This is a genomic window from Limnospira sp. PMC 289.06 (assembly GCF_032350395.1).
Classification (GTDB): Bacteria; Cyanobacteriota; Cyanobacteriia; order Cyanobacteriales; family Microcoleaceae; genus Limnospira; species Limnospira platensis.
Window position 1 is genome coordinate 1 of the sequence record NZ_JARPLC010000072.1, and the last position, 26,294, is coordinate 26,294.

Sequence of the window (26,294 nt, forward strand, 5' to 3'; positions counted from 1 at the left end):
TGGTTTCGGCGGCGGGTTGATCAGCTTGACTGCTGCTAAGTCTAATTAACTCCAGCGATCGCTTGGTTTCTGGGGCGGGTTGATCAGGTTAACTGGTGACAAGTCTAATTAACTCCAGAACCCGCCCCTACAATTATCAATTATTAATTATCAATTATTAATTACACGGAATAATTGCCGCCGTCACTCCTGGCCGCTGTATCTATCTGCGGGTAGAAGCCAAAATCCCACCCAAAAAGTTATCATATTATAGGTTTTTAGCTATTAGCTCACATATTCAGCTAACAGCAATTATGCCCCTGTTGAAAATCTGGATCAATCCTATTACTACTCAATCTTTATGAATGCCTTAGTCCAAGAAATTCAGTCTAGCCTATTAAGTTTAGTAGGTTCAGCTATCCAAGTAATTCCAGCCTTAATTTTTGCAATAATCGTATTGTTAATGACTCGGTTTTTATCCAAGTTTGTCCGACAATTTTTACAATCCACAGCACCGAGATTTGTCCGCAGTAAATCTTTACAAGTTCTTCTCATTCACACAGGTTATGTATTAACTTGGGTGGGAGGCGTAATTATCGCCTGTGTAATTGCCTTTCCTGACCTGCGTTTAGGCGATATTATAGGTTTATTAGGACTTAGTTCTGTAGCCATTGGTTTTGCTTTTCAGGATATCTTTAAAAATTTCTTAGCCGGGATTTTATTACTGTTACAAGAACCTTTCCAAATTGGTGATCAGATAGTCGTAGATGATTATGAAGGGACTATCGAAAATATTTCTATTCGGTCTACCCAAATGCTAACTTATCATGGGGAAAGGGTCGTAATTCCTAACTCCATACTGTTTACCAGTCCCGTACAGGTCAAGACAGCCGAAAGTCATCGTCGCACTGATTTAGCCATTGGAGTAGACTATAATACCCCCTTACCAATGGCTGTAGAAACTCTATTAAACGCCACCAAAACCGTCGAGGGTGTTTTGTCCGAACCAGAAGTAGAAGTCGATGTAGTGGGTTTTGGAGACAGTTCTATTGACCTCATGATTCGCTATTGGACTTTCCCAGAACGGAAACAGGTGCGACGGGTGACAACCCAGGTTATGATAGCACTTAAACAGGCTTGTGATGAAGCTGATATTAATATCCCCTATCCTATCCGCACGTTGTATTTCTTTAATCAGGAACGCTATAACGACCATTACCCAGCGGCGGCTAATTCTCAGACTAATTAAGGGTAAAACTTGCAGTGCTGACCCCCACGGTTTTAAAATATTCCTGAATTGGGGGTTCCAGTTTCAAAACCGAGACAGAATTTTCGATTTTAGTTTCAATTAAACTGCGTCTTCTCAGAGATTGTAGTGCTTTTAAATAGTCACATTCCGACAGATTTTCTGCTAGTTTCCGAGAAATTTCAGTGAGACCGTTTTGATTAGCCAAGCCCAGCATAACTAAGTCGATCGCCTTCTTCTTCCCAAAATGCGATCGCCTAACTAGAAACTGGGTTTCTTTGAGTCACCGGGAATGCGATCGCTCTTTTATTCAAACCAGTTTTCCACTGCCAGATCTAAAAAATTTCGATAATCTGATACATTGTTGGTCACCACAATTAAATTGTTGACTTTCGCCACAGCAGCAATTTGACCGTCCGGGAAAGAAGGTGTCTTTCCAATACTCGTCAATCTGGCTCTTTCAATTCCGTGCCAAGTTGCCGCCTCCACATCATAAGGCAGAATTGGAATAGTCGGACGAACGATCTGATTCAAATACCTTTCTAAAAATCTCCGTCTCTGAGAATCCGGAAGGCGCGAACATCCAAAAAGAAGTTCCTGCCACACAGTCGTTGATGTGGCTACTTCTAGTTCGTGTTGTTCCAGCATTGCCATCACATTGGGATGCGGATTTTGGCGTGTCGGTTCCGAGAGGATATTAGTATCCAATAAAAATCGTAAACTCATAAAGTCACTTCTCGACCCGGCGATGAATCCCGCACCCCCTCAAAAACATCTGGTTCGATCCAAATTTCCTCAGACTCAAGTTCTTGTCTAAAATGCTGGAGACGTTGCCAAAAACCTCCCCCCGCCTCAATTGATAAGCTGATTTCTTGACCATCGGGAATGTCTATATCTTCAAATATTTCGATAGTTCGACCTTTTTTGATTCCCTTAATTTGCATGAGATATCATCCTCGATCGCCAAATGAACTGGGAACATTGATTATACCTAATAGTTTAACAAATCTTGGGGCGATCGCCTTCTTCTTCCCAAAATGCGATCGCCTAACTAGAAACCCGGTTTCTTTGAGTTACCGGAAATGCGATCGCACAATTTATCAACCAGGCTTCTTATATAACGTCCGGTTCATTCATCAATCTCAAATAAAGAACGAGACAAACCGGACTGTCGAATAATCGATCACAAAGTTCCGATTTTTAATTCTTTATAATTGGGAACGGGAATGGTTATTGTTGATTCGGCTTCGCGCCGTTGCATGATAATATGGCTGCCACGCACCCTCACCTCGATGAAACCCTGTTCTTCTAAAATTATGCACACTTCCTTCGCCGATAAAACCCTCAACTTACCCAACTGTAATCTCCATCGACTCAACGAAAACCTCATTATTATTTAAACGACGTTCAATTTCCGAAGCATCAGCCATCTCTAAAAAAAGTTCGATCGCTTCCATTAAATTCGATCGCGCTTCTTCCACCGTGTCACCTTGACTCGCCAGATCGAGTTCGGGACACAAAGAAAAATATCCGTCGCCTTCTCTCTCAATAATTGCAGTTAACTGTCGAGTTTTTTGCATTAGCCGTGAATCAACCAGGAACATTAATTATAATTATACCTAAACTTTAACAAATCTTGGAGCGATCGCCTTCTTCTTCCCAAAATGCGATCGCCTAACTAGAAACCCGGTTTCTTTGAGTTACCGGAAATGCGATCGCTACTTGATATTGAGAAAGCGGATTCCTTGCCAAAATAGCATAATTTTCTTGTATCTGTCAACCTTTTTATAGAGAAATTTTCAAGCCTTAAAGACGATCGCCGGGTCTACGCGAGTGACTTTTTGGATAGCAAAGAAAGCCGAACCTCCACACATTACTAAAGTCAAGAAAAACACCCCTACAGCAGAAGCCGGAGTAATCAAAATCAAAATACCCTGGGTAGCAGAAGCCCAACTTGCCACACCCAAACAGAGAGCCATTCCGGGGATATAGCCGAGAACAGCCATCCAAAAAGCCTGTTCTAAAATCACAGAATAAAGCAGGCGATCGGGAGCGCCCATAGCCTTGAGAGTACCAAATTCTTTAATATGGTCAGCAACGGAAGCATAAAGAATTTGAGCTACCACAATCATACCCACCAAAATTCCGACCACAGCACCCAAACTCAAAACGAAGCCTACGCCGGTGCGTTTTTGCCAGTAATCTTGGATTTTTTCGGCTATTTCTTGTCTGGTATAAGCGCGTGTATTAGGGAGAGTCGCTTCTAATTCAGCTTGTAGTTGCTGTAAGTCTTGATTAGGTTTCGCTTTCACTAAAATATAAGTAATTGGATCAGTTAATGTTAGGGGTCTAGGTTCAGGAGAAATATCGGTTTGGGTTTGGCGATCGCCAGAATCATCAAAAACATTAACACAGTTAAGATTGCCATTCTCAAAAGTGCATCTGGTCTGAGTTTGTAGAGGTACAGTAACATAGGCGTTAGCATTTTTCAGGGAAGCAAAGACGAAAATACTATTAACAATGGGTTGAGTACCTTGGGTTAATCCGACAATCTTCGCTTCTAAGCCAGAAATAGTAACCGTATCTCCTACACCGCTAACCTGTAGGGAGTTTAAATTACTCTCATCTACTATTACCCGATATGGTTGTTTGAGAGATTCCAAATCTCCCTCAATAATATTCCAGGGAGCAAACAGTTGACCGTCAGGGTTAGAACCGACTAAATTAATAGCTTGAATTTGACCAGTCGGATCGCGCCAACGCGCACTTTGAAAAATTAGAGGTTCTGCTAGTTCTACCCCCGGAACTTTTTGGGCTTTGGTGAGTTGTTCTAGGGCTAGTGGCATGGTGAGATTGAGATGCACCATGTCTTCGGAGGTAATCCAAATATCGGCGCTAGATTTATCAATAAGCAGAGATGAGGATTGCACAAATCCGTTGAGAATGCCATTTTGAATGGTAACTAAACTCACCGCAAACATAATCCCAGCCTGAGCCGCCAGGAAGCGGGGAATATCTTCGATGAGGTTTTTGCGAGCAATGGAAGCCATAATTACTGAGGAACTACTATAGCTAGTATTTTAGCTTTACAGAGATATCAACAACAATTCCGTTCAATATTCATTAAATATAGGTTTTCTGAGTTAGGTGATGTACAAGTTTTAGGTGTTAACTAGAAGGTTTTGGGGTCTATGGTGAGCGGCTACCAACATAACTGACCCACTTACTTAGGGGAGAGACAGAGACAGAGACAGAAGCTAATTTAATTATAGCGCATCTCGCAGATTGGTTTTAACTAAAGTGGTTTCACTCCAATCAACATCTTCAATATGAGCGCGATTTATGGTGACTGAAAATAGAACCGAATTATAGAAGTTGGCACCGCGTAAATCGGCTTCGGTTAAGTCAGCGTATGCTAGTTTAGCGTAGCTGAAATTAGCACCGCGTAAATCTGCCCCTTTGAGATTGGTTTTGAACAATTTAGCCCTAGTTAAATTGGCTTCTCTGAGGTCAGAATAAAGTAGTTTAGCATTGCTTAAATCGGTGTCGGACAAATTGGCTTGACAGAGGTTAGCAAATAGATGGGTGTTGCTAAGATTAGCGCGACGGAGATTAATGGATTTGAGGTTAGCCTGCCAGAGGAGTAATTCTTTTAAATTGGCTCCTTCGAGGTTTACCTCTTGTAGGTCTACGCCGATGAACCCTCGTTTACCACTAGCATAAAGCTGGAGTAGTTCGGCGGGGGTTAGGATTTTATGGGGTAATGGTTTGTCCCAGTAGGTCATGCCTGTAGTTCTTTTGCTCCCAATTATAAGGTCAATCAACCCCAATTGTGGTTAATTTTTGGGCGAATTTTTTAAAGGCGTGGTTGAGGGTGATCAATTCAGTTATCCGATCTAATTGGTTTGTTAAGATCTGGTGGCTGATCAAATTCAATAGTAGGAGATACTGACCTAGTCGGAGTGGGCTGTTCATAGGGAACTGGGGTCGGTGGGTTTAACCAAGATTGCCAATCGGAAATTTGAGCTTGAGCGGAATTATAAACGCTAGTACCTGGGGGAATCATTTTTAGGGTTTCTATAGCCCCAGGTATATCATAAATCGCCTGATCTAATCCGCGAGTAAATAAGGTTTGACTCCAATCATTAATGAGCTGATCTGCACGCCAACGCCACGAACCAGAAGGAGAAACTCGGTCGGCTAATTGAATGCCACGAATTAAACCATCTATAGTGCCAGGAATGGCAGAAGTTTCGGCATTTTGTAAATTCTGGATATCTTGTAATTGCGATCGCCATTGGTTAATATCAGCCCGGGCTTGTTCGTACATCAATAAACCGGGTCTAATTTGTTCAGCCACAGCAATAGCATTAGCAAAATCACCCTGGGCGGCTAATTCTTGGGCGCGGTCGAGAACCGGTTGAAACTCTAGGCGCTCACTTCTGACACGCCACTCATTAATCCTTTCTTGAGCCTCATCATATAGTGCCCTACCGCGACCAATTTGAGAAGCCCTTTCCACCGCCGCCTTCAGAGAATCAACATCTCCAAAACTCGCCAACTTTTCCGCCATATCCAAATTAGGCCGATCTTCGATTTCCTCAATTTTCTGATTCCATTGGCTAATATTTTTCCTAGCTTCACTACCACGGGAATGAGAAACCGGGATTAGTTGCAATTTAGCGATCGCCGCCCTTAAATCCGGTATAGTTTGGCTACGGGCTAATCGCGAGGCTTCATTCATAATTGTCAGATCCGCAATTTCCTGCTGCCAGCCCCGAATATATTGTTGTGCCTTCCAGTATAGCGGCCGATTACGTTCAATAGTACCTGCTTGAGCGATCGCATCTGTGAGTCCTTCTGGCGTATCCAGGAGCGCCGGAACATGGGCACGGGCTAAAACGATAAAATCCTTAACTTCCTCAGTCAGGTTAGCACTGCTGGGAATTTTATTAACCGTAGCGATCGCTTCTTGCCATTGACCCTGATTCAGGATATCTTCGGCTATAGTCATCATCGATTTACTCAAAGCCGAAACTTCTTTTTTCGCCTGATCTTGCAAATAGCTATCATCAGAAATTTCCTCTAGCTTTTTAATTGCCAGTAATAGGTTATTAACCCCCCCTTGATTCGCTAAACTTCGGGCTTCCGCCAATTTCTGACTATCTTCCCTAGCGATATGTAGTAAATCGGTTAATTTCTGATACCGCACCGTTTCCCAGTAATTATTCCCCACATTCAATAACTGGGTAGCTTCCCTAAATGCCACATTCAAGTCTTCTTGGCGCATCAAATCTTCAACCTTGCGGTAAATACCCTCAGCCCTTTTCCAAATTTCTTGCCACTGTTTAATCTGCTGTTCTACAGTAGCTGATGCTGAAGTTTGCGGGGGAGTCTTTTTCGCTATCCGAATTGCCTCCGATAATTCCCCAGCTTGAAACTTAGACTCTGCCAAATTCAGAATACCCATCGACCATTGGTCAATGTGGCGGTTAATTTCCGGGCGGAGGGGATGGTCTTCTGACAGGACACTAACCAACTCAAAGGCGAGGAGGAAATCATCTAAAGTTTTCTTACTGGCAGCCATTTCAGCACAGTACAGACGCAGAGAGGCAGAAGCCAGAGGCCAAAAAATCTTAGGACAGTTAGGTAAAGAAGGCGATCGCAACAGTAACGTACTAGCCACATAAGCCACCCCTGGGGGAGTCGCCAACACCAACAGCAACCCCAACACAGGTAGAGATGCCATAATGGGGTTATTTCTCTTTGGTGAAGGCGTTTCCGGTTCAACAGTTGGGGGAACCACTGTCACCAAAGCTGATGATACAGTAGGCTCTGGCTTCACGACTTCCGGTTCTGGCGGTGGTGAGGGTGGCTGATTCATGCTTTCCGATTCTAGCAGCATCCGCAGTTCTTTTAACCGTTCTTTACGGCTTTTACGTTCTGGCTGTATGGACTCAGAACTTCCCCGCACCAATTTTGGCGGCGACCCTACTCTGTTAGATATTGCGGGTGGTGGTGTCGCCACTTTTGGGGAACGCAATTCTAGCCAACGGTTTTGTTTCGGTTTCCTGTCAATCATAGGTTAAGCCATCCTCACGCTGCATTCACCCCCTACCAACTATCCACGGGGAAAAAGTAAGGTGCTGCTTGATTCTTATAGCACTGTTAGGAAAGCGATCGCAATCACCCCACCTAGGGAATTATTTTAGCCTTCGCTTCCAATCCCCTAGGGAAGTTTTCTAGAAAACCTTGCCAATCTTTTCGGACAACTGATCCTCATCCTGATTCAAGTCTCGGATCAACTCATGCAGATTTTCCTTGGTGGCGTGATAAGTCTGGCCACAAAATTCACATTTAGCCTCTGCGCCGCTATCCTTTTGAATCATATCTCGCAGTTCAGCTTGTCCAAACATCTTGAGACCACCTAAAACCCGTTCAAAAGAACAGCCACAATGAAACTGTAGCAATTGGGTTTCCGGTAGAATATTTAACCCCAAATCTCCTAGCAATTGCTCAAAAATATTGGGTAGGGTTTGACTGGCGCGCAACAGAGGGGTAAAACCAGATAAAGCACCGATTCTCGATTCTAATAACTCTATCAGTGCTAAATCAGTGGCGGCTTTGGGGAGAATCTGTAATAACAGCCCCCCGGCCGCTTGTACCCCTTCTTTATCCACAAACACGCCTAAGACTAAAGCCGACGGGGTTTGTTCTGATGATACCAGATAATGGGTCAGGTCGTCACCGATTTCTCCTGACACCAGTTGAACGGTACTCGAGTAAGGATAACCATAGCCAACATCCCGCACTATGTAAACATACCCGTTTTTACCCACTGCCCTGCCAACGTCTAGTTTGTCATCAGCATTAGGGACTAACTCAATTTCTGGGTTCCCAACATAACCCCGCACAGTGCCATCTAGCCCCGCATCGACTACAATGCCCCCTAAAGGTCCGTCCCCTTGAATTTGAATATTGATCCGTGATTCGGGACGCTTCATGCTAGAAACCAGCAACAGACCCCCTGCTATTGTCCGTCCTAGGGCTGCTGTGGCTACATATGACAGTTTATGCCGTTTTCTCGCTTCCTCGGTTAGACGAGTGGTAATTACCCCCACGGCGCGAATACCGCCGTCGGCTGCTGTAGCACGTATCAGTTGATCAGCCATAGTTCCTGGAAAATTGATGATTGATGATTGACAATTTACAATTTACAATTTACAGCCTATAATGGTCTGCAATCCATTATCCATTTAGTTCCCGCCTGCCCCCCTGTTCCCTGATAGTTAGAGGGGCGAAGCGGGTTTACTTATGATCACGCACCATACAAGCTACTAGGTGTGGGGTCTGTCGGTTTTGTTGTAGATTTGAGATGCACCCTACAGGTTACTAGAACGATCGCTGACTGCTATAATTAGGAGTGGTTGTGATCCGACAAGTGCGATCGCTAACTGGTTTGATCATGGTGACTTATGCTGGGTAGTTTTCAAAAAAGCAGTCTAAGGATTGAGGTAGATGCCTCTGAGGCGACTATTCGCGAAAGTCTGTTGTATCCCCACCAAGTTCAACAGTGGTTGTGGCCTGTGCAATTTTCCCCGGGACTCCCCCAACAGTTTAATATGGGTCTCAAGTTCACCAGTTCACTGGGTCCGGTGACAATCGAACACTATGTTGATGTGGCTGAGTCTAACTGTTTGCGGTTTCTCCTCAGTGGGGGGATTGATGGCTTTCATGAATGGTATTGGGGAGAGGGTTGGGTACAGTCGCGCCTAGAAGGTGTTTCTGTGTTACCTCTCAATTGGGGACAAACGGTTAATCTCAATCAGTTACGGGGATTTCTGTTATCGAAAAAGCCACAATCAGCGGATTAATCTACAAAAGCACAGGGTAGCTATATGATCGCAGTTGAACCAGCTTTTAAACCTTTACTGGGGACATCTTTACCTGAACTTACTGATTGGGTTCAGCAACAGGGACAACCAGCTTATCGGGGAAAGCAATTATATCAGTGGATTTATCAGAAAGGGGCTAAATCCCTGGAGGAAATCACTGTGTTTCCGAAACAGTGGCGATCGCAATTAGCGACCATACCCGTTGGTCGTTCAACTATTCATTATCGCGCGGTTGCTAGTGATGGTACAATTAAATATCTGCTGAAATTATCCGATGGTCAAATTATTGAAACTGTCGGGATTCCTACCCATGACCGCTTAACGGTTTGTGTTTCTTCTCAGGTGGGGTGTCCCATGGCTTGCGATTTTTGCGCTACCGGAAAGGGGGGGTTCTTCCGCAACTTAGAAACCCATGAAATTGTAGATCAAGTGCTGACGGTTCAGGAAGATTTCCAACGCCGTGTCAGCCATATTGTCTTTATGGGTATGGGGGAACCTTTACTGAATACTCAAAATGCGATCGCTGCTATTACCTGCTTAAATAGAGATATTGGTATCGGACAGCGAATGATTACCCTTTCCACTGTAGGCATTCCCAACCGTATCCGCCAATTAGCCGAATATCAGCTACAAATTACCCTGGCTGTTAGTTTACACGCTTCTAATCAAACTCTCCGAGAACAACTGATTCCCAGCGCCAAAACCTATCCCCTAGAAGCGCTAATCTCTGAATGTCGAGATTATGTGAAATTGACCGGACGGCGGGTAAGTTTTGAATATGTGATGTTAGCTGGGGTTAATGATTTACCCACCCACGCGGCGGAATTAGCCAGCCTTATGCGTGGCTTTCAAAGTCATGTTAATCTGATTCCCTATAACCCCATTAATGAGGTGGATTATCAACGCCCTAGTCCCTCACAAATACAGGGTTTTGTGAAGGAATTGGAAGAGCGACGGGTAGCAGTCAGCGTTCGCTATTCTCGCGGTTTAGATGCTGATGCAGCCTGCGGTCAACTGCGTGCTTCCCAGGAAAATTAAGAATTATCAATTATCGGTTAATATGACTCAAAATAATGTCTATTTTTCATCGTAAAATTTACGCATTACTAGGAAATAGTGACTTATGTAATCATCTGGTTTGTTTGCAGACAGAGGAAGGACAGACAGCATTATCATGGTGGTTAACTCATCAAGGGGAGATAGAAGCGATCGCTAGTTCTTCTGATCGGATTAACCTAGAAATCGACCGAATTAGGGACTCCCCCACAATTATCAAGCATCCCATTAGTGGTCAAGCCAGGTTAATTGAACCGCCAAATCACATAACAATAGCTATTCCTGATTGGCTGAAAAATGAACCGGACCCCCAAACAGTATTTTGGTGGTTGTGGCGATTTGAACCGGAACTCCAAAGACAACAATACCCCGATGCTTTACTTTATCCCCAACATAGTATTTTACCAGACTGCCCAGTTCATAGCTATCGAGCCACAGTATCAGCATTAGCCAGCACCATTGAAGCCCAAAATCCCAGTAATGAATATCCCCACTTGTTACTATTCACATTCTCTCCAATTCAGGACTTTATCAAAGCCTCTCGCAAATTCTTGGATTTCTGGTCGGGGTCATATTTATTACATTATCTGAGTGCTAAACTTTGCTGGTTTGTAGCGGAAAACTACGGCGCAGATATAGTGATTACCCCTTCTTTGTGGGGTCAGGAAATTATCGATGCGTTTCTGTTAAAAAAATATCCGGCATTTAGTGAGACTTTCAAACTGATAGATATTGATGGTTATGACCCCCTAGAACGCTATAACCTCAATTTAAGTACCTCCTTAGCAACTGCTGGATTTCCGAATACGATCGCTATGTTATTTAACAGTGCCGCCACAGCCAAGGAAGTCGGGAATACATTGTGCCAAAAACTCCGACAAGAGTGGATTAATATTGCTGATAATGTGAGAGAAGGCATAACTAACCATCCAATTAAACAATTAGAAATTGGTCTACGCGATCGCATTATAGAATTTCTTAAAAATCCAGCTAATCAAGACACAATTGAGCAGATACTGAAGGAATTTGCGGCTGAGGGTTCCGACCGCGAATCCCACGAACATGATCTGGAAAAATGGCAGAAAAAAAGCTGTTGGGAATGGCGTAATCTTTGGGAAAATCAAATTAATAATACCTGGCAAACTTATTGGACAGCGGTTCCTTTGGGAGACCCCAATACGCCATTAATTATTGATAAAAATAACCAAGAAGAGTTTGATGATAACTGGATTCAATCTCAACAAGAATTAGCGGGTAATCATGAAAAAAATGCACCTCCTACAGTGGCGGAAACCATTATTTATCGCAGTCTAAATAATGGCACATGGTGGGGGTCAATTCAAGCTAGATGCGCCCAAGCAATGCAAGGGATTAAAAATACTAGAACTTGGTCTATTCCTGTTTCCCCAGGATTACGTTCTAGTCTATCTGGTCAACTCAGCGCCCTGCATCCTCAATTTCGATATCATGGAAATTTTCGGGAAGGATACGGTTTACCTGTTGAGTCTATGAGACTATTTTGGCGGTTAATTGCTAAGGTATATCCGGGATTGTTTAATGGTTCAGAAATGCTCAATGCGATAGAAATGACTAAACGCATGGCTTGGGTTTATGGGGGTGTGGGTGAGTCGTTGGGGATTAATTTTAGGGATTTAGAAAATGAGAATGATGCCGAAATTGATTATAGCGAATTTATTCGATTTCCTAACCTCAGTTGTATAGCTTATGCACGGTTTGCTTATGAGGATTGGCAGCTACATAGTAATCAGGGCAAATTAACTCAATATTGGCGATATTTACAGCATCAAATTCAACAAGATTTTGGCAATTCTAGCAAGGAATATCAAAGATTTTTAGCCCTCAGCCGTGGTCGCCTTACTAATATTCCTAAAACGGATAGTTGTATTAATCCTAATTATCTAGGTGGGAAGAATTATAATGGTATCATGTTTTCGAGTAAATGGCTGGCTGATGACATGGGCTTAAATTCTGATGAAATTCGCCGTTTGCGTCCCCTAGTGGAAGCCGCCCATATTCAGACAAAATTTGGCGATGGTTCTCCGAGTGATTGGTGGGTAATTGTATTAGGAGATGGAGACGGGATGGGAAAATATGTTTCGGGGAAAAAACTACATCCTTATCAGCAGTATTTAACTGAAACTGAACCTCATGGATTTATGCAACGGGAGGGCTATTTGCATCTAAATGATGAGGAATATAATCGGAAGCTAGAACAGTTTATTAGGGCTTTTCGAGATGATGATGAGGCTTTGTTGGCTACCAGAAAACGGATGGGACCAGCTACCCATATCGGTCTTAATAGGGCTCTGCTGGATTTCTCTAATCGCCTGGTTCCTTTGATTACTGAAAAGCGGTTTTGTGGTAAGGTAGTCTATAGTGGGGGGGATGATGTCATGGCTTTACTACCCCTGGAAGATTTGCCGGATTATCTGCTGTCTTTGAGGGCGGCTTGGTGTGGTGCTGAAGACCCTTATAAACCTCAGTTAGGAGAGGCAGATTTGAGGTTTGAAAGCCGGGGGGGTTACTGGATGCCGATATCTCAAAATCATGATTTTCAAGGATTGCCCAATCGACCATTATTTACAATGGGAGAAAATGCAACTATGAGTTTTGGAATTGTTATAGCTCATAAAAGCGTCCCGCTCCCGATCGCTTTATCAGGATTATGGGAGGCGGAAAAACAGGCAAAAAAAATGTTGGGGACACCGGGAATTAAGCCTGATGAACCGGGATATATTCCGCCTAAAAGTGGGCTGTGTTTCCGGGTTATGTACAGTTCTGGTAATTGTTTAGAAGCGTTACTAAAAGGTGAGTTATTGGAGAGTTGGCGACAGTGGATAAACACTGATCAACCCCAAATATTAAGTTCCCTACTTTATCGATTAGCGGAAGAGTTACCACTTCACGCTTCGTTAACTCCCAATTCTAATTTAATCGCCAAAGCAGCTTGGGCAATTTCTCAACGCCGTGAGGAAGTAGAAGCGATTGAAACTAATCGAGATGGTTTAATCCGGTGGCTAGAAGATTGGGAAAATTGGGCGGGATATTTAAAGGCGCAATGGCAGGAAAATTCTCAACTAGACAACCAGGGGGAATTACCCCTAGGAATTGATTTAAAATCTCTCAGTTATCTGTTGCGTTTCTCGGCGTTTTGGTTGGATAAAATGCAACAACGGCAAGAATGGCAGGGTAGGAAGGAGGATATTTAATGATGGATTGGTATATTATTACCCCCCTTGATGTGCTACTATTTCGAGAAGCTAAACCTTTCAGACCGGGGGAAGGGGCGATGGCTAAAGGACAGTTCCCCCCTTTACCTAGTGTGGTGTTTCAGGCTTTACGATCGCCCAGGACTAAACATCAAATTAATCCCGAATTTTTGGGGCCGTTTTTGTTGGATGAAAACCGGACTCTCTGGCTGCGGACTCCTCAAGATTTGCTGACGGTGCAAGCCGGGGAAAAATCGGATAATTCCCAAGATTTGAACCTGGACTTAAACCATGATAATAGTTGGGAGAGTTTGACTAGATTAATTCCCGCTGATACCCTTGATTCCTGGGAATTTATCTGCTATAGTCAAAGTGGTTGGTTGTCTCCGATGGTTCCCCCTCAGTTAAAAAAGGGCGAGTATATTTGTGGGTCTCCCCCACCCTGGATGAAAGGGCAGGCTTTGCGGAAATATCTGGAAGGCGATCGCAATTTTACCCCCGATGATTTTTGCTCAGATCCTTGGGGAGTGCAGGTGCTACCTCATACCCATATTCAGACGGGAACACGACAGGTAAAGGACTCCGATGGCTTTTTTGTGGAGGTAGCAACCCGCTTAAAACCAGGGTGGAGTTTGGTGGCGGGGGTGAAATTAGAGGGAGAGCAAAAATCTTCTTTTGTAGTGCGTTTAGGAGGAAAAGGACACCGGGTGAGAGTCTCTTTAATTGAAAATCAGACCCTACTGGAAGAATTACGATCGCTGTGGAAACATCCCAAACCGGACACTCCCAAACCGGGGATGTTTGCTTATTTATTAACTCCTGGACTGGCGGAAACTTCCCAGAAACTTATCTATGGACTTTACCCAGATTTATGGCGGGACTGTTTGCGGGGTTGTGTAGGCGATCGCCCATTGATGTGGGGGGGAATTGGTCATCAACAGAGGCAGAAAACCCGCACCAAAAACGGAGTAGTTGAAACCAAAACAGAAAAAACCTTCGCCCTGCAACCGCAATATGCCTTCGCCCCACCGGGGACGGTGTATCTATTTGATAGCAACTCTCCGGCTACGGCTGAGATATTCCCGACCATTGACCATCTCCTACCCAATACCGAAGGAAAACCGTGGCTGCAAACCTTTCGCAAATTGAATTATGGTAAACTACTGTGGGGGGAGAGATGAGCGAATTTTTAACCTATTTGCACTTACTAACCCCCCTCCACACGGGAGGGAGTGCTAACGAAGGCAATTTAATGGGAATTGCGCGGGAAGTCCACACAGAATTTCCCTACCTACCCGCCTCTTCATTGCGTGGTAAAATTCGCGCCTCCCTGGAAACAGAAGATAATGCAGGGATATTTTTCGGGCAGAAAATCGAAAAAGGAAAACAGCCAACGGAAGGAGAAGTCTGGTTTGCTGATGCTTCGATGCTATTTTTTCCGATCGCTTCTTTGAGTCATCATCTGATCTGGATAACCTGTCCTCTGTGGTTGCGAAGGTGGCATCAGTGGGTACAAATTAACAGCATCAACGACATTATCAAACAGTGCCAGCAACTGAGTCCCACACAACCGGCCCTAGTCAGTTTTAAACCAGAAACGTTATTTTTGCAAACCGCCTTAATCAAACCAGAGAATTTAAGTCAATTTGATGGTTCATTCCTGACCAGTTTATTGTCTAGCACCTGGGGAGACAATAGCCTTAGCCTGCTACTGAAAAAGTTAGTAATTCTCAGTGATCAAGATTGCGCGGCACTGGTAGAAACCGGCTTACAGCGGGAAGTGAGAGTCGCCTTGTCCGAGGAAAGTAAAACGGTGAAAGGGGGTTCATTTCGTGCGGAAGAAGCGGTGCCGCCGGAAACGATGTTATTTTTCCCGTGGGGTATGAAGCCAGCCAAACAGACAGAATCGGGGGAAGAATCGACGGAAAAGGTGCGAGAGAAACTGCGAGCCCTGCTGAATGGACGGATTCAATTCGGAGGACTCGAAGGAATCGGACGGGGATGGACTCAAGCCAAAACCATCTCAATTATAAATGAAATTGGGGGGGATTGAGTAATGTTTTTAGATCGTCGAATTTTCTCACAAGAAGCCCACCAAGCACTAACAGAAATCCAAGGCAAACTTTCCCCCGCTTACCATTCAAAAGCCAGCGGACTGATTCAAGGATTAAGCGCTTATATTTCCACCTGGGGACTGCACCGACTGGCGGGGGATGCCGAAAAATTTTTATTGGGGACGGCGGAAGATACGACTTACAAAGGGGAAGTTTATCGCCATTTCTTAGTCCGGTTGCGGGCTTTTAGTGATATCGACTTTGACCCGACCGACGAAGGCAGTTTGATTCATTTACCCCTGGCTAAATATACAGCACTAAATCGCCTAGGGATGCAACTAGCAAAGGAATGGTCATTTTGGGCGGCGGCGGTACTTGGGGAGGCGACGGAATCATGAGAGAATGGCAGGGGGTTCTGGAGACACTCAAGAAGAATAAAAACCCCCTTTATGACTTGTATAAAGATGCCAGCCCGGAGGTGACTGATAAAATTATTTTCTATTTTCAGGAGGAGGAAGCGCAACAAAAGGCACAAAAGAAGTGGCCGAAATTGCAAAAGCATCTCCCCCCCCACTGGCAGTCAAAACGGATTGCTTGCGTAGTGGGAAATGCCCCCTCCCATACTCTCCCAGGGTTGTCGAATGGGAAAAAACCGAGGGGGATGCAAAAAACGGGTTCGAGTCCCCTGCAAGCCCTGAATCATGAACCATTGGACGATCGCATTACTCCCGCCCTACAAAAAGCGATCGATGCCGAAAAAAAGTGCGCCGCCCTTTATAAAAGTTTAACCGAAAAAACCCAACTGCTGGCCACGGCTACGGTAGAAGTGTCATTTCTTTGGCGGTTACGAGTGGGGGGGTTGCGAGGTTTTCGTGAATTGTTGTTACCTGCCTTGCATCCCATTTATGGCGTGCCCTATATTCCCGCCAGCAGCCTCAAGGGAGTCATCCGCGCTTACGGGAGACAAAATCTACCCCAAGGGGAAGTAGAACGCCTCCTCGGTACCCTAGAGGGCGGTATAGGTCGGGTGCAGATTTTGGATGCTTTCCCCACCCAACCCTGTCTGGATTTGGATATCACCACGCCCCAATGGAATTGGCAAGACGATCGCATTGTATATCAACCGGCCCCCCATGTAATGTTATCAATGCTGAAACCGACCTTAACAATTGGTTTAGCCCCCACCGCTAGGGGAACCCCGGAAGATGTGGCGGTCGTCCGGGAGTGGGTGAAACCAGCCCTAACAGGGGGACTAGGGGCGCGGGTGAGTTCCGGTTATGGATGCACGACAGTTAAATCAGCCCTACCCCACAGTTGCAAACACGACTTTCAACTGTGGACTGAGGGAATGTACGGAGCAACCCCACCCACAAGAGAGAATGGTAGGCGGGGAAAGCCGGAATTTCGCCCAACGGCTATTCGGGGGGTCCTGCGTTATTGGTTTCGAGTTTTGGGGTTGAGTCTGTACCCCCTGGCGCAATGTCGGGAAGTGGAGGCGCAATTATTCGGAACCATCGCCCCCCAAACTCGCCAGGGTAGTTGTACCATTGCGGTGGATTGGCTGGAAGAGGTGGGAAGTCGCACTTATCCCGATTTTTACGAGGGGGAGATTGTTTTGGCTTCCCAAAATGCAACCCACCTGCGACTATTGGAATATTTGCTGTATCTGGCAACTCATCTGGGGGGGGTGGGACATGGTTCCCGCCGCCCTCTACACTGGAATCACCCTTATCCGGGGCTGCGGGGCTGTTACTGGGCTGTGGAATCGTTGCAATTGCCCTGTGACCAGGAGGACTGGCGGCGGTTTTTTGAGGAGATAGGGGAAAGGCTCCGGGCGGTGGCTTCCCCCCAAGGAAAGCCGGAAACTCACTCTCCGGGAAAGGGAAGACACCGCTATCAGGATGTTCTCGACCAACAGGCTTGTGTGTTTTTGGTTCCCAACAGGGGATTAAGGCATCCTGAACAGGTGAAAGATTGGTCGGTGGAAGGATGCGGGGTTGATGTGCGGGGGGAAGCTCTGGATTGGCTTTATAGTAGCGGCTTTAAGGGGAGAAACCGCCAAGGTGGGGGCAATGCCTATGTGGGCGGTGATTTGGAAATACCTTCTTTTGTGGTGATTAAGTCTAACTTTCCAGAGGGGAAGATTCCTTATCAGGCGGTGACGATTTTTGGGGCAAAACAGAGCGATCGCGCTGCTTTTGCTAGGTCTTTATCTCAAGTTAATGGCATTCGGATTTTATCGACTTTTTTGGGCTAAGTTATGACTATTTTAATCGCCAATCTGGGAACTTCTGATTTGACAGTTAAGCTGAAAGTTGATGATATAATTGAATCGGGTTATCTGCCGATTTTTGAACGGGAAGAAGAAAATATTGACCGTTGTCAGTTAACTGATGCTGAGTTGGAATTATGGCAGACACGAAATCAAAGGATTGCTGAGTGCCTTTGTCCAGAGTTACAAGTCGAGGCTTCTTTGCATCCTAAATATTTCTTCTCTTTTCGGGAAATTACCCGCAAAATTTGGGAAGATTATCAACCAGAAGATGACCCCAATGGTTGGGGCGATCGCATTTCTCCTGGCCGGATTTTGGGGGTTATTCAAACAGCCAGAACTATCTTTAAGGTGGAAAAAGCCTATATTTTTGTCACTAACCAAGTTACCCCTCAACAACCCCAAGGACATCATCGAGATACTTATTATTTGTTCCCAATTTTGGCAAAGTGGTTGGCACAAAAACAGGTGGATATTGAATTGATACCCTGGACAATTCCCGCTGATATTGCCGTTAATGATATTAACCAATTGATGCGAGTTTATGGGGAGTTTTTTCAAACCCATTTTGCGGTGAACCATCCCCACATTAATGACCTGGTTTTGATTAGCCTGAAAGGGGGAACCGGACAAATGCAAACCGCACTGCAAATGCAGGCTTTTTCTTCGGCTATTCAGAAACAAATTTTTATCGAACCGAAATTGTCGGTGCGGCATATCTTTAAAGGGGAAAATTCCGACTGTATTCTCACTCCCCGCTGGTATCACCTGAAAACACAAAAATATCAAGTGATTCAACAACTGTTACAACGGTGGGATTTTGATGGGGTGCGGGTGGTGATTAAAAATTGGTCGGAATGTTTGGCAACCCTGCAAAACTACGATTTGAAAGATATCGATAACATTGGAAATATGTATCGTCGCTTACAGAAGGTGGAACAGGGTTTAAATTTAGCGATCGCCTATTTTAACCTGGATAATGACTATGCGAAACAGCAGGTTAACCAGTCGGACGACCTGAAAATATTATCGGATTATTACCCCCACCCCCCCGGCCAAGAAAATCGACGTTTTCCTAAACTTCTCAACCTCTATACCCAATGTTGTTTACTTTGGCAAACTGACCGCATTGCTGATTTTTTGACCAGGATGGGTTCTTTTTATGAGGAAACCTTGCACGAGTTAATTTATGCCCTCCAGGGAGATAAATATTTTGATAGACCCGAAAAGCGCGGCAATTGGATTCTGCAAACCGCTAGTCTTTTAGATGATAATCAACGGGCAGCCCAAAAGTTTTATGAACTAGAAACAGCCTCGGAAAACTGGAATTTAGTTAATGCTATTAATCGGGGTAAATGTCTCGTCAATCAACGATGGGTTAAGCCTCTTGATGACCGGAAATATGGCGATCGCTTTGTTTTACCCGGTCGCCCCACTAAACTTAATTTTGTTCATGCTTTGCTGGCAACTCAGGGAAATAAGCCCCAGCTTGACGCTTGGGAAGAGCTGGTAAAAGCCATGGCATCCCTTGATTATTGGTGTGTGAAACGCAATAAATTAATTCATGGTGCTAAGGGGATTTCTAAAGAACGCATGATGGAGGTTTTAGAGGAAGATAGGCAGATGATTTTAGAATCTCAAAAATCCCGAAATTTTTGGGTAGATTTTGACATAAAAAACTCTATTGATTCTGCCAGTTTTCCCGATGGTTTTAATAAGTCAGGATTAACGATTTTGGCAGCTATGCAAATCCTTTGCGAAAAAGCGATCGTTTTGATGGAAGTCGAACCGCCACCCTCCCTATTTTTTCAGGATAAAATCACCGATTATTTTCACCCCTTCCGCCAGCCCTATTACCTGTATTCAGATATTAGGGAATGGGTACAACAGTTGCTTAACCAAGATGAATAGTATTAGCTCATCAAAAACACAGCAAATTCATCAATTAAATCAACTCCAAGGGAAAATGGTTGTGGACTCCTTGGTGTTGTACCTGATTAACTCTAAAATTTTCACCCTCGACGATTTTACTCCCCCCGACGAGCGAGGAGGAGTCTCTTCCTGTTAGGCAATTCACTGAACAACGATTGACACAGCTCAACAATTGCGTTAAGCTAGACGACTACACAGCAAGCGAGTTAAATGCCGAAATATACATCACCAAGTGAAACATCTCAATACTTTGGTGTATGTTTACATACCCTAAGAAGATGGGAAAAAGACGGCCAGATTCAAGCAATCAGGACACCCAAAGGACAGAGAAGATATGAAATCGCCTCCTACAAGGGAATATCCGATCGCATTCGGCAAAGAGCAATTATCGCTTATGCCCGCGTTTCCAGTCGTGGACAAAAAGCCGACCTTGACGGAGGAGCTGCAAAGCTACTCGAAGTATACCCCAATGCCGAACTCATCACTGATATCGCCAGTGGTCTTAATTTCAAAAGAGCAGGACTTAGAGCCGTTTTGGAACTCCTCCGTCAAGGCGATGTCGGATTTATTGTGGTTGCCCACTTTGACAGACTTGCCCGTTTCGGGTTTGACCTCATTTCCTGGTTGTGTGAACTCGACAAAACCAAAATCGTGGTTCTCAACCAAGACAGTTTATCCCCAGAACGAGAATTGGTTGAAGACATCCTTGCCATTGTTCATATCTACCGCTTCCGGGAAGCCAGCTACAGTTGCCGACTTTACGGACTCAGAAAGTACAAATCTGCAATCAAAAAAGATCCGGATTTATCCCAGTCCTGAACTGGCAAAAACTTGGAAAAAATGGCTGGCTGCTTGTCGTTATTGTTTTAACCAAGCCATAGCCATGCAGCGTCAATCAACGACTCGGATTGGGAAGCTGAAATTGCGAAATCTGGTCATGCAATCTGATTTACCTCAATGGGTGAAAGAAACACCTTGTCATATCAGACAGAACGCCATATTTGACGCCCACCAAGCCTATACAGCCAGTCGTGATGCCTGCTTCCGAAGTATTCGTAATCCACAACAAACAATCAAATTTAATAATTCCAACTTTACCAAAGGTACATGGTACAGTCAGTTAACGAAAAAGCTGAAGTTTAAGGCAAGCGAGCCCATACCACATCAATGTGATTATGGGACTCAATTGATTTATCGGCGTGGTAAATGGTTTGCTGTTTTTCCTGAACCTGTAATTAAAAGTCATACATATTCAAGGAAAATAATTGCCTTAGATCCTGGGGTCAGAACTTTTTTAACTGGATATGACGGCGATAAAGTAATTGAAATTGGCAACGGCGACATGGGGCGAATCACAAGATTATGTACGCATCTAGATAATTTAATTAGTCGCTCAACCAAGGTAAATGCCAAACGACGCCGTTCTCTGAAAAAAGCAGCTAATCGGATTCGAGAAAAGATTCGGAACTTAATTGACGAAGTGCATAAAAAAGCAGCACATTATCTGACTACTAATTATGGATTAATTTTTCTGCCTCGCTTCGAGTCTTCCTCTATGGTAGCCAAGTCAAGAAGAAAAATTCAGTCGAAAACAGTCAGAAATATGCTGACCTGGGCACATTATCGCTTTAAGTTAATTCTGAAACATCAAGCAGCAAAGCGTGGTTGCGTGGTGCTTGATGTGGGCGAAAGTCACACATCTAAAACCTGTGGAGTGTGTGGACATCGCCACGCCAAACTAGGTGGTGCGAAAATACACAAGTGTCCTCACTGTGGCAGTCAAACACCTAGAGATGCAAATGGCGCACGTAATATTATGTTGCGTGCTTTGAGGGATTCCTCCTTTACTGTCAGCAATGATGGTATTGCTATAGTTACAGTCCGAGCATTGTCAATTAATGTTCAGGACTGTTCAGCTTAAATGAATCAGTTTACCTACATTCGGATGCTCTGAAAAAGTATCTCAAGCACTGGCAGGACAAGCTATCCCTCTCCACCACCCATCCCCATACAGGTCACAAGGTCAGCTACTATCGCTGTCTGGAATTACAGGTGTGGGAGTACATCTCCTGTCTGATGGGAGAACGGGAGACCTATCGACCGATGTTGTGGAAAATTTAGCTTTTTCCAAATGATGCCCCAGGTCTGACCTGTAACATCCATTCACCTACAGGGGTCTGGCAAACCGCCCAATCACTGATTTTTTCGTTGACCCCTATAGGTGGACTGCTACGACCGGGTTTCAGTCATTTTGTTAACTCAATTATTGCTAATCTATGTCAATAATTGGGGTACTGACTTGACCCCTATAGAATTGGTGGGTTAGAATCCCTTCAGAGCAAGGATTTCGTTCTTATGCTCTTGAGACTTCTTTGAAAGTCGAACGTATGGCAACTTGATCAATCTTTGAAATTAATGTAAAGTAATTACCTTGAGACTTCTTTGAAAGTCGAACGTATGGCAACTCTTCTTCGGAGTAGTTGCACTCGTCGTCCCAAAGAACTTGAGACTTCTTTGAAAGTCGAACGTATGGCAACAATGGAGTGACCTGTAAGTTACGATTTCTACGATTCTTGAGACTTCTTTGAAAGTCGAACGTATGGCAACAAAAGGAGGGGCTTGTCAGCCCCTTTGCCGAAACTTTCTTGAGACTTCTTTGAAAGTCGAACGTATGGCAACGAAAGTTTACGAACGGCACGAAGCCGCTGTTGGTCTTGAGACTTCTTTGAAAGTCGAACGTATGGCAACTTTTTCCGAGATAGACCTTGGCTTCCCCCCTGCTTGAGACTTCTTTGAAAGTCGAACGTATGGCAACAACCCAAATAGTTCGCACTTTAAGGAGCGAACTGCTTGAGACTTCTTTGAAAGTCGAACGTATGGCAACCAGATGGGTACTTGAATGCGTCTAGACCTATTCCTTGAGACTTCTTTGAAAGTCGAACGTATGGCAACAAAGGTTGCTGCCCGAACAACAAACATTCCTCCGCTTGAGACTTCTTTGAAAGTCGAACGTATGGCAACAATACTTGTCGTTCCCCGTGGAGGAGGACCTTGTACTTGAGACTTCTTTGAAAGTCGAACGTATGGCAACTGGAAGGTGGGGGACAAAAACTTTGTCTTTCGCTTGAGACTTCTTTGAAAGTCGAACGTATGGCAACGATATGGACCGTATGATGCTTACATCGTTCACTGCTTGAGACTTCTTTGAAAGTCGAACGTATGGCAACTTGTCGCTTCCTTCCACGACAAAGCCTCTTCCTTCCTTGAGACTTCTTTGAAAGTCGAACGTATGGCAACCTTGAAGCCGCCGTAGCCGTTGGGAATAAAGACATCAAAGCTTGAGACTTCTTTGAAAGTCGAACGTATGGCAACAAGTTCCCAGTCCCAAGGACGAAGGGGACGAAGCACTTGAGACTTCTTTGAAAGTCGAACGTATGGCAACTTGTCTTGATACCACAATGATATCTCAGGACACCAATCTTGAGACTTCTTTGAAAGTCGAACGTATGGCAACTCGCCCCCCCTTGTAGACCTTGTAGACCATGAAACACTTGAGACTTCTTTGAAAGTCGAACGTATGGCAACTTGACCTCGTTTACATGTCAATACCACGATCCACCCTTCCTCTTGAGACTTCTTTGAAAGTCGAACGTATGGCAACTGGTTGACATGTGCATATGCAACCTTATACTGCTTGAGACTTCTTTGAAAGTCGAACGTATGGCAACTCGCGACCGCCAAAGTAGACATCTGTAACGATGTAACCTTGAGACTTCTTTGAAAGTCGAACGTATGGCAACGTTTTAGGGACTTAAGGGGCGGCAGGCCTTGGGCAGCTTGAGACTTCTTTGAAAGTCGAACGTATGGCAACAAGTTGAGAACACTCCCATGCCATCGAGATGATGCTTGAGACTTCTTTGAAAGTCGAACGTATGGCAACTACTTTTTTGTAAATGTCAAAAAGCGATCGCTTTTTGAACGGAAGTAGTGCTAAACTGTTTCAGAGCCAATGGGATACCCAAAAGGAGACATCCAATGCTGTGGGATGAACTTGATATCGATATCAATACAGTTCCCATCGAGCAGTTAGCTACTTATACTGCCGTCGAATATTTTTTGTGTCATCAAAGCATCCCCCCCCAAGAAGCCACCCCCCTGCAACGGGTGCAGCATTACCTGGAGTCTTTTTATCACCTATGGGAGGTGGAAGATTGGCGGCGGGCGACCCAAATTTTGACAGTGATTCCTGACCCCCAAAGCAACCAAGAATTACACGACCAATTGGGAGTTTGGGGTTATTATGACCAACAAGAAAAACTCTATAAATCTCTCCTCGGAAAATTGAATCCGGGCTGTGATGCGGTTTGTTACAACGGCTTGGGGAATATTTACGATGCCCTGGGAGAGTTAAACGAATCTGAAAGCTACCATCAAAAACATCTGGAAGTTGCCCGAAAATTGGGGGATAAAGCCGGAGAATGGAAAGCCATTATGGGATTAGGGAACGTCGCCAAAAACCGGGGACAGTGGCAACAAGCCGCCACCTATTATCAACAAAGTTTAGATATCCTGGAAAAACACCCAGATGCCGAGTCTCCCCAAGGGCGTGCCATGCTGATGGGTAATCTAGCCAGCATTTTAAGCCGAGAAAATCCCGAAGAATCCCTGCATTTAGCAACGGCAGCTTTGGCAATATTTCGGAACCTTGGCAATCCCTACCTTATCGCCCGCGCCCTAGTTTTAATGGGGGATATTTACAATTCCTTAAAACAACCGGAATCAGCCCTAAAGTATCATCAACAGAGCTTAGAAATCGCTGAAAAATGCCGGGAGGTAGTGGCTGAAATTGATGCAATGAAAGGCATCGCTGAGGCAAATTTGCAATTGAATAACTGCCCCCTTGCTCAAAAATGGTATCAAAAATGCAGGGAATTAATCAGAATCATCATCGGACCTTGGGACAGCATCCATTGGTTCGCAGTGCTTCCCTAGAACAGTATCAACAGTTAATCGATCGCCTCCAACAGTAATTAGGACGACTCTCAAGCCGCCCCAACTGTTAGGAATGGATTTATTTGTGGTTTTTTGAATTGCGATCGTTGGCAATTTCCATGCCTAGCCATGCAGTAGCATTAACCGTAGTGCTAACCACTGGTTCCCCTGTAATTGTCGTACAGGCGCAGCAGGCAATGACGATCGCTTTAATTAGGGCTATGGTGTATTCTCTAGGGTATTTCGGTGAACGACGGCGACGGCGACGGCGACGACCGACCCTATAACCCCTAGGACAAGGTTGGTATTTGTCTTCATGACGTGCTGTAGGTCTGGTCATGGCAGCCTCCTTGGGGAAATGACCAAACAAATTAGTTTCCCTGGGCTGCTTTATTGATTTACATCATACCAGCACCGGAATCTAAATGTCAACCCTCCTAGCTAATTTTTTGGGGGTTGCTATCTAGGGGGGAGATGGGTATAACCTAGGGATGCCATAGACAAGGGTTGTCTCTACCCCCTTCAAATATCCAGGGGAATGGCGGATAATTCCAAAGCATAAATGGTTTCTCCCTGAAACTGGGAAACTCGCACAAAGTAGGTTCCCATGGGTAATAGGTCAATATCAATGGATTCTGTGGCTAAAGCCGGGTTATTGGATGAGGCGATAATATCATCAGGTTGAATGGCTTGATTTTGATTGATATCTTGGATTAAATCCACATTAGCATCGGCTTTTAAACCGTGCAGAAATAGGCTAAACTCACTACCATTATTGGGGATGATAAATTCATAAATATTGACGGGGTTATCATCGGTAACTGAGTTAACTATAGTCCGACTTCCTAAGAGAGTATCTAAGGCGATCGCATTACTGAGGTCATCCATTAACTGGGGGGGTGCGCCTAACCTACCTAACTCTAAACCAAACCGATAAAAATGCTCAAAAAGGCTGCCGATTATTTCATCCTCTATTCCCTCCACCGCATCGAAATTGCGATCGCGATAAAACTCGGTATTAAAGGAATCGCTAGGGTCTAAACCCTCAAATTGTCCGATTTTCAAAAAATGCTCAAAGGCGGTAAATTCCCCCTTAGCTACTCCCTGAGAAACGGTGGGATTTTGCTGTAGATAAAAAACCGGGTCAAAAAAGGGATTTGGGCTGCGGTTGTCTGTTTGTCCAATATTAACAAAATGAGCGGCTGCAGTGGTAATTCCCTCCTCTACTTCTGACTGAATATGGGGATTTTGGGCGAGATAATATTCACTATCAAAAATGGGGTTAGGGTTGCGGCCCTCAAATTGTCCATACCGAGAAAAATGCTCGAAGGCGGTCTCGAAAAGACCGTCGGCGATCGCCTCTTCTACCTCCTGATTTTGTGCCAAATAAAACCCTTCATCAAATAAAGTTTCAAGGGTAAGCATAAAAAGCCTTTTCCCAGCAGAGGATTAATGTTCACCACTAGATTATCGCCAATTAGTCGTCAATCGTCCATTCCCATTGTAGGTTAGGCGAATATGTAGCGAATATGTAGGTTGTGTGAAGCGCAGCGAAACCCAACTTCCCCAGTGTACCATTGTAGTGAAGCGCAGCGAAACCCAACTTCCCCAGTGTACCATTGTAGGTTGTGTGAAGCT

The 26,294-nt window shown here is 44.6% G+C and carries 25 protein-coding genes and 1 CRISPR repeat array; of the genes, 14 read left to right on the forward strand and 11 right to left on the reverse strand.

Features of this window, described 5'->3' with window-relative positions; all coding sequences use genetic code 11:
• Positions 1 to 340 precede the first annotated feature (340 nt).
• On the forward strand, positions 341 to 1,228 hold the full coding sequence (locus P5674_RS15095; RefSeq protein ID WP_006618698.1) for a mechanosensitive ion channel family protein: 888 nt from the start codon (positions 341 to 343) through the stop codon (positions 1,226 to 1,228).
• Here the strand turns inward: P5674_RS15095 and P5674_RS15100 are convergent.
• The 3 genes from P5674_RS15100 to P5674_RS15110 all read right to left on the reverse strand — a co-directional run bounded on the left by P5674_RS15100 (position 1,221) and on the right by P5674_RS15110 (position 2,169).
• Positions 1,221 to 1,442, reverse strand: a complete 222-nt coding sequence (locus tag P5674_RS15100; RefSeq protein WP_006618697.1) for a hypothetical protein — start codon at positions 1,440 to 1,442, stop codon at positions 1,221 to 1,223. The genes P5674_RS15095 and P5674_RS15100 overlap by 8 nt on opposite strands.
• Before the next feature lie 89 nt (positions 1,443 to 1,531).
• Positions 1,532 to 1,951, reverse strand: coding sequence for a type II toxin-antitoxin system VapC family toxin (locus P5674_RS15105; RefSeq protein ID WP_006618696.1), 420 nt, complete (start codon positions 1,949 to 1,951; stop codon positions 1,532 to 1,534).
• Positions 1,948 to 2,169: a hypothetical protein gene (locus tag P5674_RS15110; protein WP_006618695.1), complete on the reverse strand. Its 222-nt coding sequence runs from the start codon at positions 2,167 to 2,169 to the stop codon at positions 1,948 to 1,950. The genes P5674_RS15105 and P5674_RS15110 overlap by 4 nt, the downstream gene beginning before the upstream one ends.
• On the opposite strand from P5674_RS15110, the gene P5674_RS15115 reads away from it, so the two are divergent.
• On the forward strand, positions 2,168 to 2,404 hold the full coding sequence (locus P5674_RS15115; protein WP_014276777.1) for a hypothetical protein: 237 nt from the start codon (positions 2,168 to 2,170) through the stop codon (positions 2,402 to 2,404). The genes P5674_RS15110 and P5674_RS15115 overlap by 2 nt on opposite strands.
• Positions 2,405 to 2,408: 4 nt before the next feature.
• Here the strand turns inward: P5674_RS15115 and P5674_RS15120 are convergent, their stop codons facing one another.
• From P5674_RS15120 to hslO, 6 genes are all read right to left on the reverse strand, one after another.
• Complete coding sequence (locus tag P5674_RS15120) at positions 2,409 to 2,582, reverse strand: type II toxin-antitoxin system HicA family toxin (RefSeq protein ID WP_014276776.1); 174 nt, start codon at positions 2,580 to 2,582, stop codon at positions 2,409 to 2,411.
• Positions 2,575 to 2,805 carry a type II toxin-antitoxin system HicB family antitoxin gene (locus P5674_RS15125; RefSeq protein WP_006618693.1) on the reverse strand — a complete coding sequence of 77 codons (231 nt, stop codon included), beginning with the start codon at positions 2,803 to 2,805 and terminating at the stop codon, positions 2,575 to 2,577. The genes P5674_RS15120 and P5674_RS15125 overlap by 8 nt, the downstream gene beginning before the upstream one ends.
• A 219-nt stretch (positions 2,806 to 3,024) precedes the next feature.
• Positions 3,025 to 4,275, reverse strand: coding sequence for an ABC transporter permease (locus P5674_RS15130; RefSeq protein WP_014276775.1), 1,251 nt, complete (start codon positions 4,273 to 4,275; stop codon positions 3,025 to 3,027).
• Positions 4,276 to 4,491: 216 nt separating this feature from the next.
• Positions 4,492 to 5,010: a pentapeptide repeat-containing protein gene (locus P5674_RS15135; RefSeq protein WP_014276774.1), complete on the reverse strand. Its 519-nt coding sequence runs from the start codon at positions 5,008 to 5,010 to the stop codon at positions 4,492 to 4,494.
• 98 nt (positions 5,011 to 5,108) lie between these two features.
• Positions 5,109 to 7,307, reverse strand: coding sequence for a hypothetical protein (locus P5674_RS15140; RefSeq protein WP_043468578.1), 2,199 nt, complete (start codon positions 7,305 to 7,307; stop codon positions 5,109 to 5,111).
• Between the two features lie 160 nt (positions 7,308 to 7,467).
• Positions 7,468 to 8,397 (reverse strand): Hsp33 family molecular chaperone HslO, encoded by a 930-nt coding sequence (hslO, locus tag P5674_RS15145; RefSeq protein WP_006618688.1) that lies wholly within the window; start codon positions 8,395 to 8,397, stop codon positions 7,468 to 7,470.
• 303 nt (positions 8,398 to 8,700) lie between these two features.
• Between hslO and P5674_RS15150 the strand changes: the two genes are divergently transcribed.
• The 12 genes from P5674_RS15150 (at position 8,701) to P5674_RS15205 (ending at position 24,656) form a co-directional block, all read left to right on the forward strand.
• The gene (locus P5674_RS15150) at positions 8,701 to 9,099 is read left to right on the forward strand and encodes a hypothetical protein (RefSeq protein ID WP_014276772.1); all 399 of its coding nucleotides are present in this window, start codon (positions 8,701 to 8,703) and stop codon (positions 9,097 to 9,099) included.
• Positions 9,100 to 9,123: 24 nt separating this feature from the next.
• Positions 9,124 to 10,158 carry a 23S rRNA (adenine(2503)-C(2))-methyltransferase RlmN gene (rlmN, locus tag P5674_RS15155; RefSeq protein ID WP_006618686.1) on the forward strand — a complete coding sequence of 345 codons (1,035 nt, stop codon included), beginning with the start codon at positions 9,124 to 9,126 and terminating at the stop codon, positions 10,156 to 10,158.
• A gap of 35 nt (positions 10,159 to 10,193) precedes the next feature.
• The gene (gene cas10 / locus P5674_RS15160) at positions 10,194 to 13,406 is read left to right on the forward strand and encodes a type III-B CRISPR-associated protein Cas10/Cmr2 (RefSeq protein WP_014276771.1); all 3,213 of its coding nucleotides are present in this window, start codon (positions 10,194 to 10,196) and stop codon (positions 13,404 to 13,406) included.
• Positions 13,406 to 14,587 carry a type III-B CRISPR module-associated Cmr3 family protein gene (locus P5674_RS15165; RefSeq protein WP_006618684.1) on the forward strand — a complete coding sequence of 394 codons (1,182 nt, stop codon included), beginning with the start codon at positions 13,406 to 13,408 and terminating at the stop codon, positions 14,585 to 14,587. The genes cas10 and P5674_RS15165 overlap by 1 nt, the downstream gene beginning before the upstream one ends.
• Positions 14,584 to 15,459, forward strand: coding sequence for a type III-B CRISPR module RAMP protein Cmr4 (gene cmr4, locus P5674_RS15170; RefSeq protein ID WP_006618683.1), 876 nt, complete (start codon positions 14,584 to 14,586; stop codon positions 15,457 to 15,459). The genes P5674_RS15165 and cmr4 overlap by 4 nt, the downstream gene beginning before the upstream one ends.
• Before the next feature lie 3 nt (positions 15,460 to 15,462).
• The gene (locus P5674_RS15175) at positions 15,463 to 15,858 is read left to right on the forward strand and encodes a hypothetical protein (protein ID WP_006618682.1); all 396 of its coding nucleotides are present in this window, start codon (positions 15,463 to 15,465) and stop codon (positions 15,856 to 15,858) included.
• Entirely contained in the window at positions 15,855 to 17,717 is a 1,863-nt protein-coding gene (locus P5674_RS15180; RefSeq protein ID WP_006618681.1) for an RAMP superfamily CRISPR-associated protein, read from the forward strand. The genes P5674_RS15175 and P5674_RS15180 overlap by 4 nt, the downstream gene beginning before the upstream one ends.
• Positions 17,718 to 17,720: 3 nt before the next feature.
• The gene (locus tag P5674_RS15185) at positions 17,721 to 19,643 is read left to right on the forward strand and encodes a hypothetical protein (RefSeq protein ID WP_014276769.1); all 1,923 of its coding nucleotides are present in this window, start codon (positions 17,721 to 17,723) and stop codon (positions 19,641 to 19,643) included.
• The gene (locus tag P5674_RS15190) at positions 19,636 to 19,800 is read left to right on the forward strand and encodes a hypothetical protein (protein ID WP_006618679.1); all 165 of its coding nucleotides are present in this window, start codon (positions 19,636 to 19,638) and stop codon (positions 19,798 to 19,800) included. Before P5674_RS15185 ends, P5674_RS15190 begins: the two co-directional genes overlap by 8 nt.
• 74 nt (positions 19,801 to 19,874) lie before the next feature.
• The gene (locus tag P5674_RS15195; protein ID WP_014276768.1) at positions 19,875 to 20,483 is read left to right on the forward strand and encodes an IS607 family transposase; all 609 of its coding nucleotides are present in this window, start codon (positions 19,875 to 19,877) and stop codon (positions 20,481 to 20,483) included.
• Positions 20,377 to 21,585, forward strand: coding sequence for an RNA-guided endonuclease InsQ/TnpB family protein (locus tag P5674_RS15200; RefSeq protein ID WP_071941216.1), 1,209 nt, complete (start codon positions 20,377 to 20,379; stop codon positions 21,583 to 21,585). Before P5674_RS15195 ends, P5674_RS15200 begins: the two co-directional genes overlap by 107 nt.
• 439 nt (positions 21,586 to 22,024) lie before the next feature.
• A CRISPR array of direct repeats spans positions 22,025 to 23,604; the repeat unit is 35 nt; unit sequence CTTGAGACTTCTTTGAAAGTCGAACGTATGGCAAC.
• Between the two features lie 95 nt (positions 23,605 to 23,699).
• The gene (locus P5674_RS15205; protein ID WP_006616211.1) at positions 23,700 to 24,656 is read left to right on the forward strand and encodes a tetratricopeptide repeat protein; all 957 of its coding nucleotides are present in this window, start codon (positions 23,700 to 23,702) and stop codon (positions 24,654 to 24,656) included.
• Positions 24,657 to 24,735: 79 nt separating this feature from the next.
• Here the strand turns inward: P5674_RS15205 and P5674_RS15210 are convergent, their stop codons facing one another.
• Both P5674_RS15210 and P5674_RS15215 read right to left on the reverse strand, forming a co-directional pair.
• Entirely contained in the window at positions 24,736 to 24,996 is a 261-nt protein-coding gene (locus P5674_RS15210) for a hypothetical protein (RefSeq protein WP_148261876.1), read from the reverse strand.
• A 182-nt stretch (positions 24,997 to 25,178) separates the two neighbouring features.
• Positions 25,179 to 26,081, reverse strand: coding sequence for a calcium-binding protein (locus P5674_RS15215; RefSeq protein WP_315670076.1), 903 nt, complete (start codon positions 26,079 to 26,081; stop codon positions 25,179 to 25,181).
• Between the last annotated feature and the right edge of the window lie 213 nt (positions 26,082 to 26,294).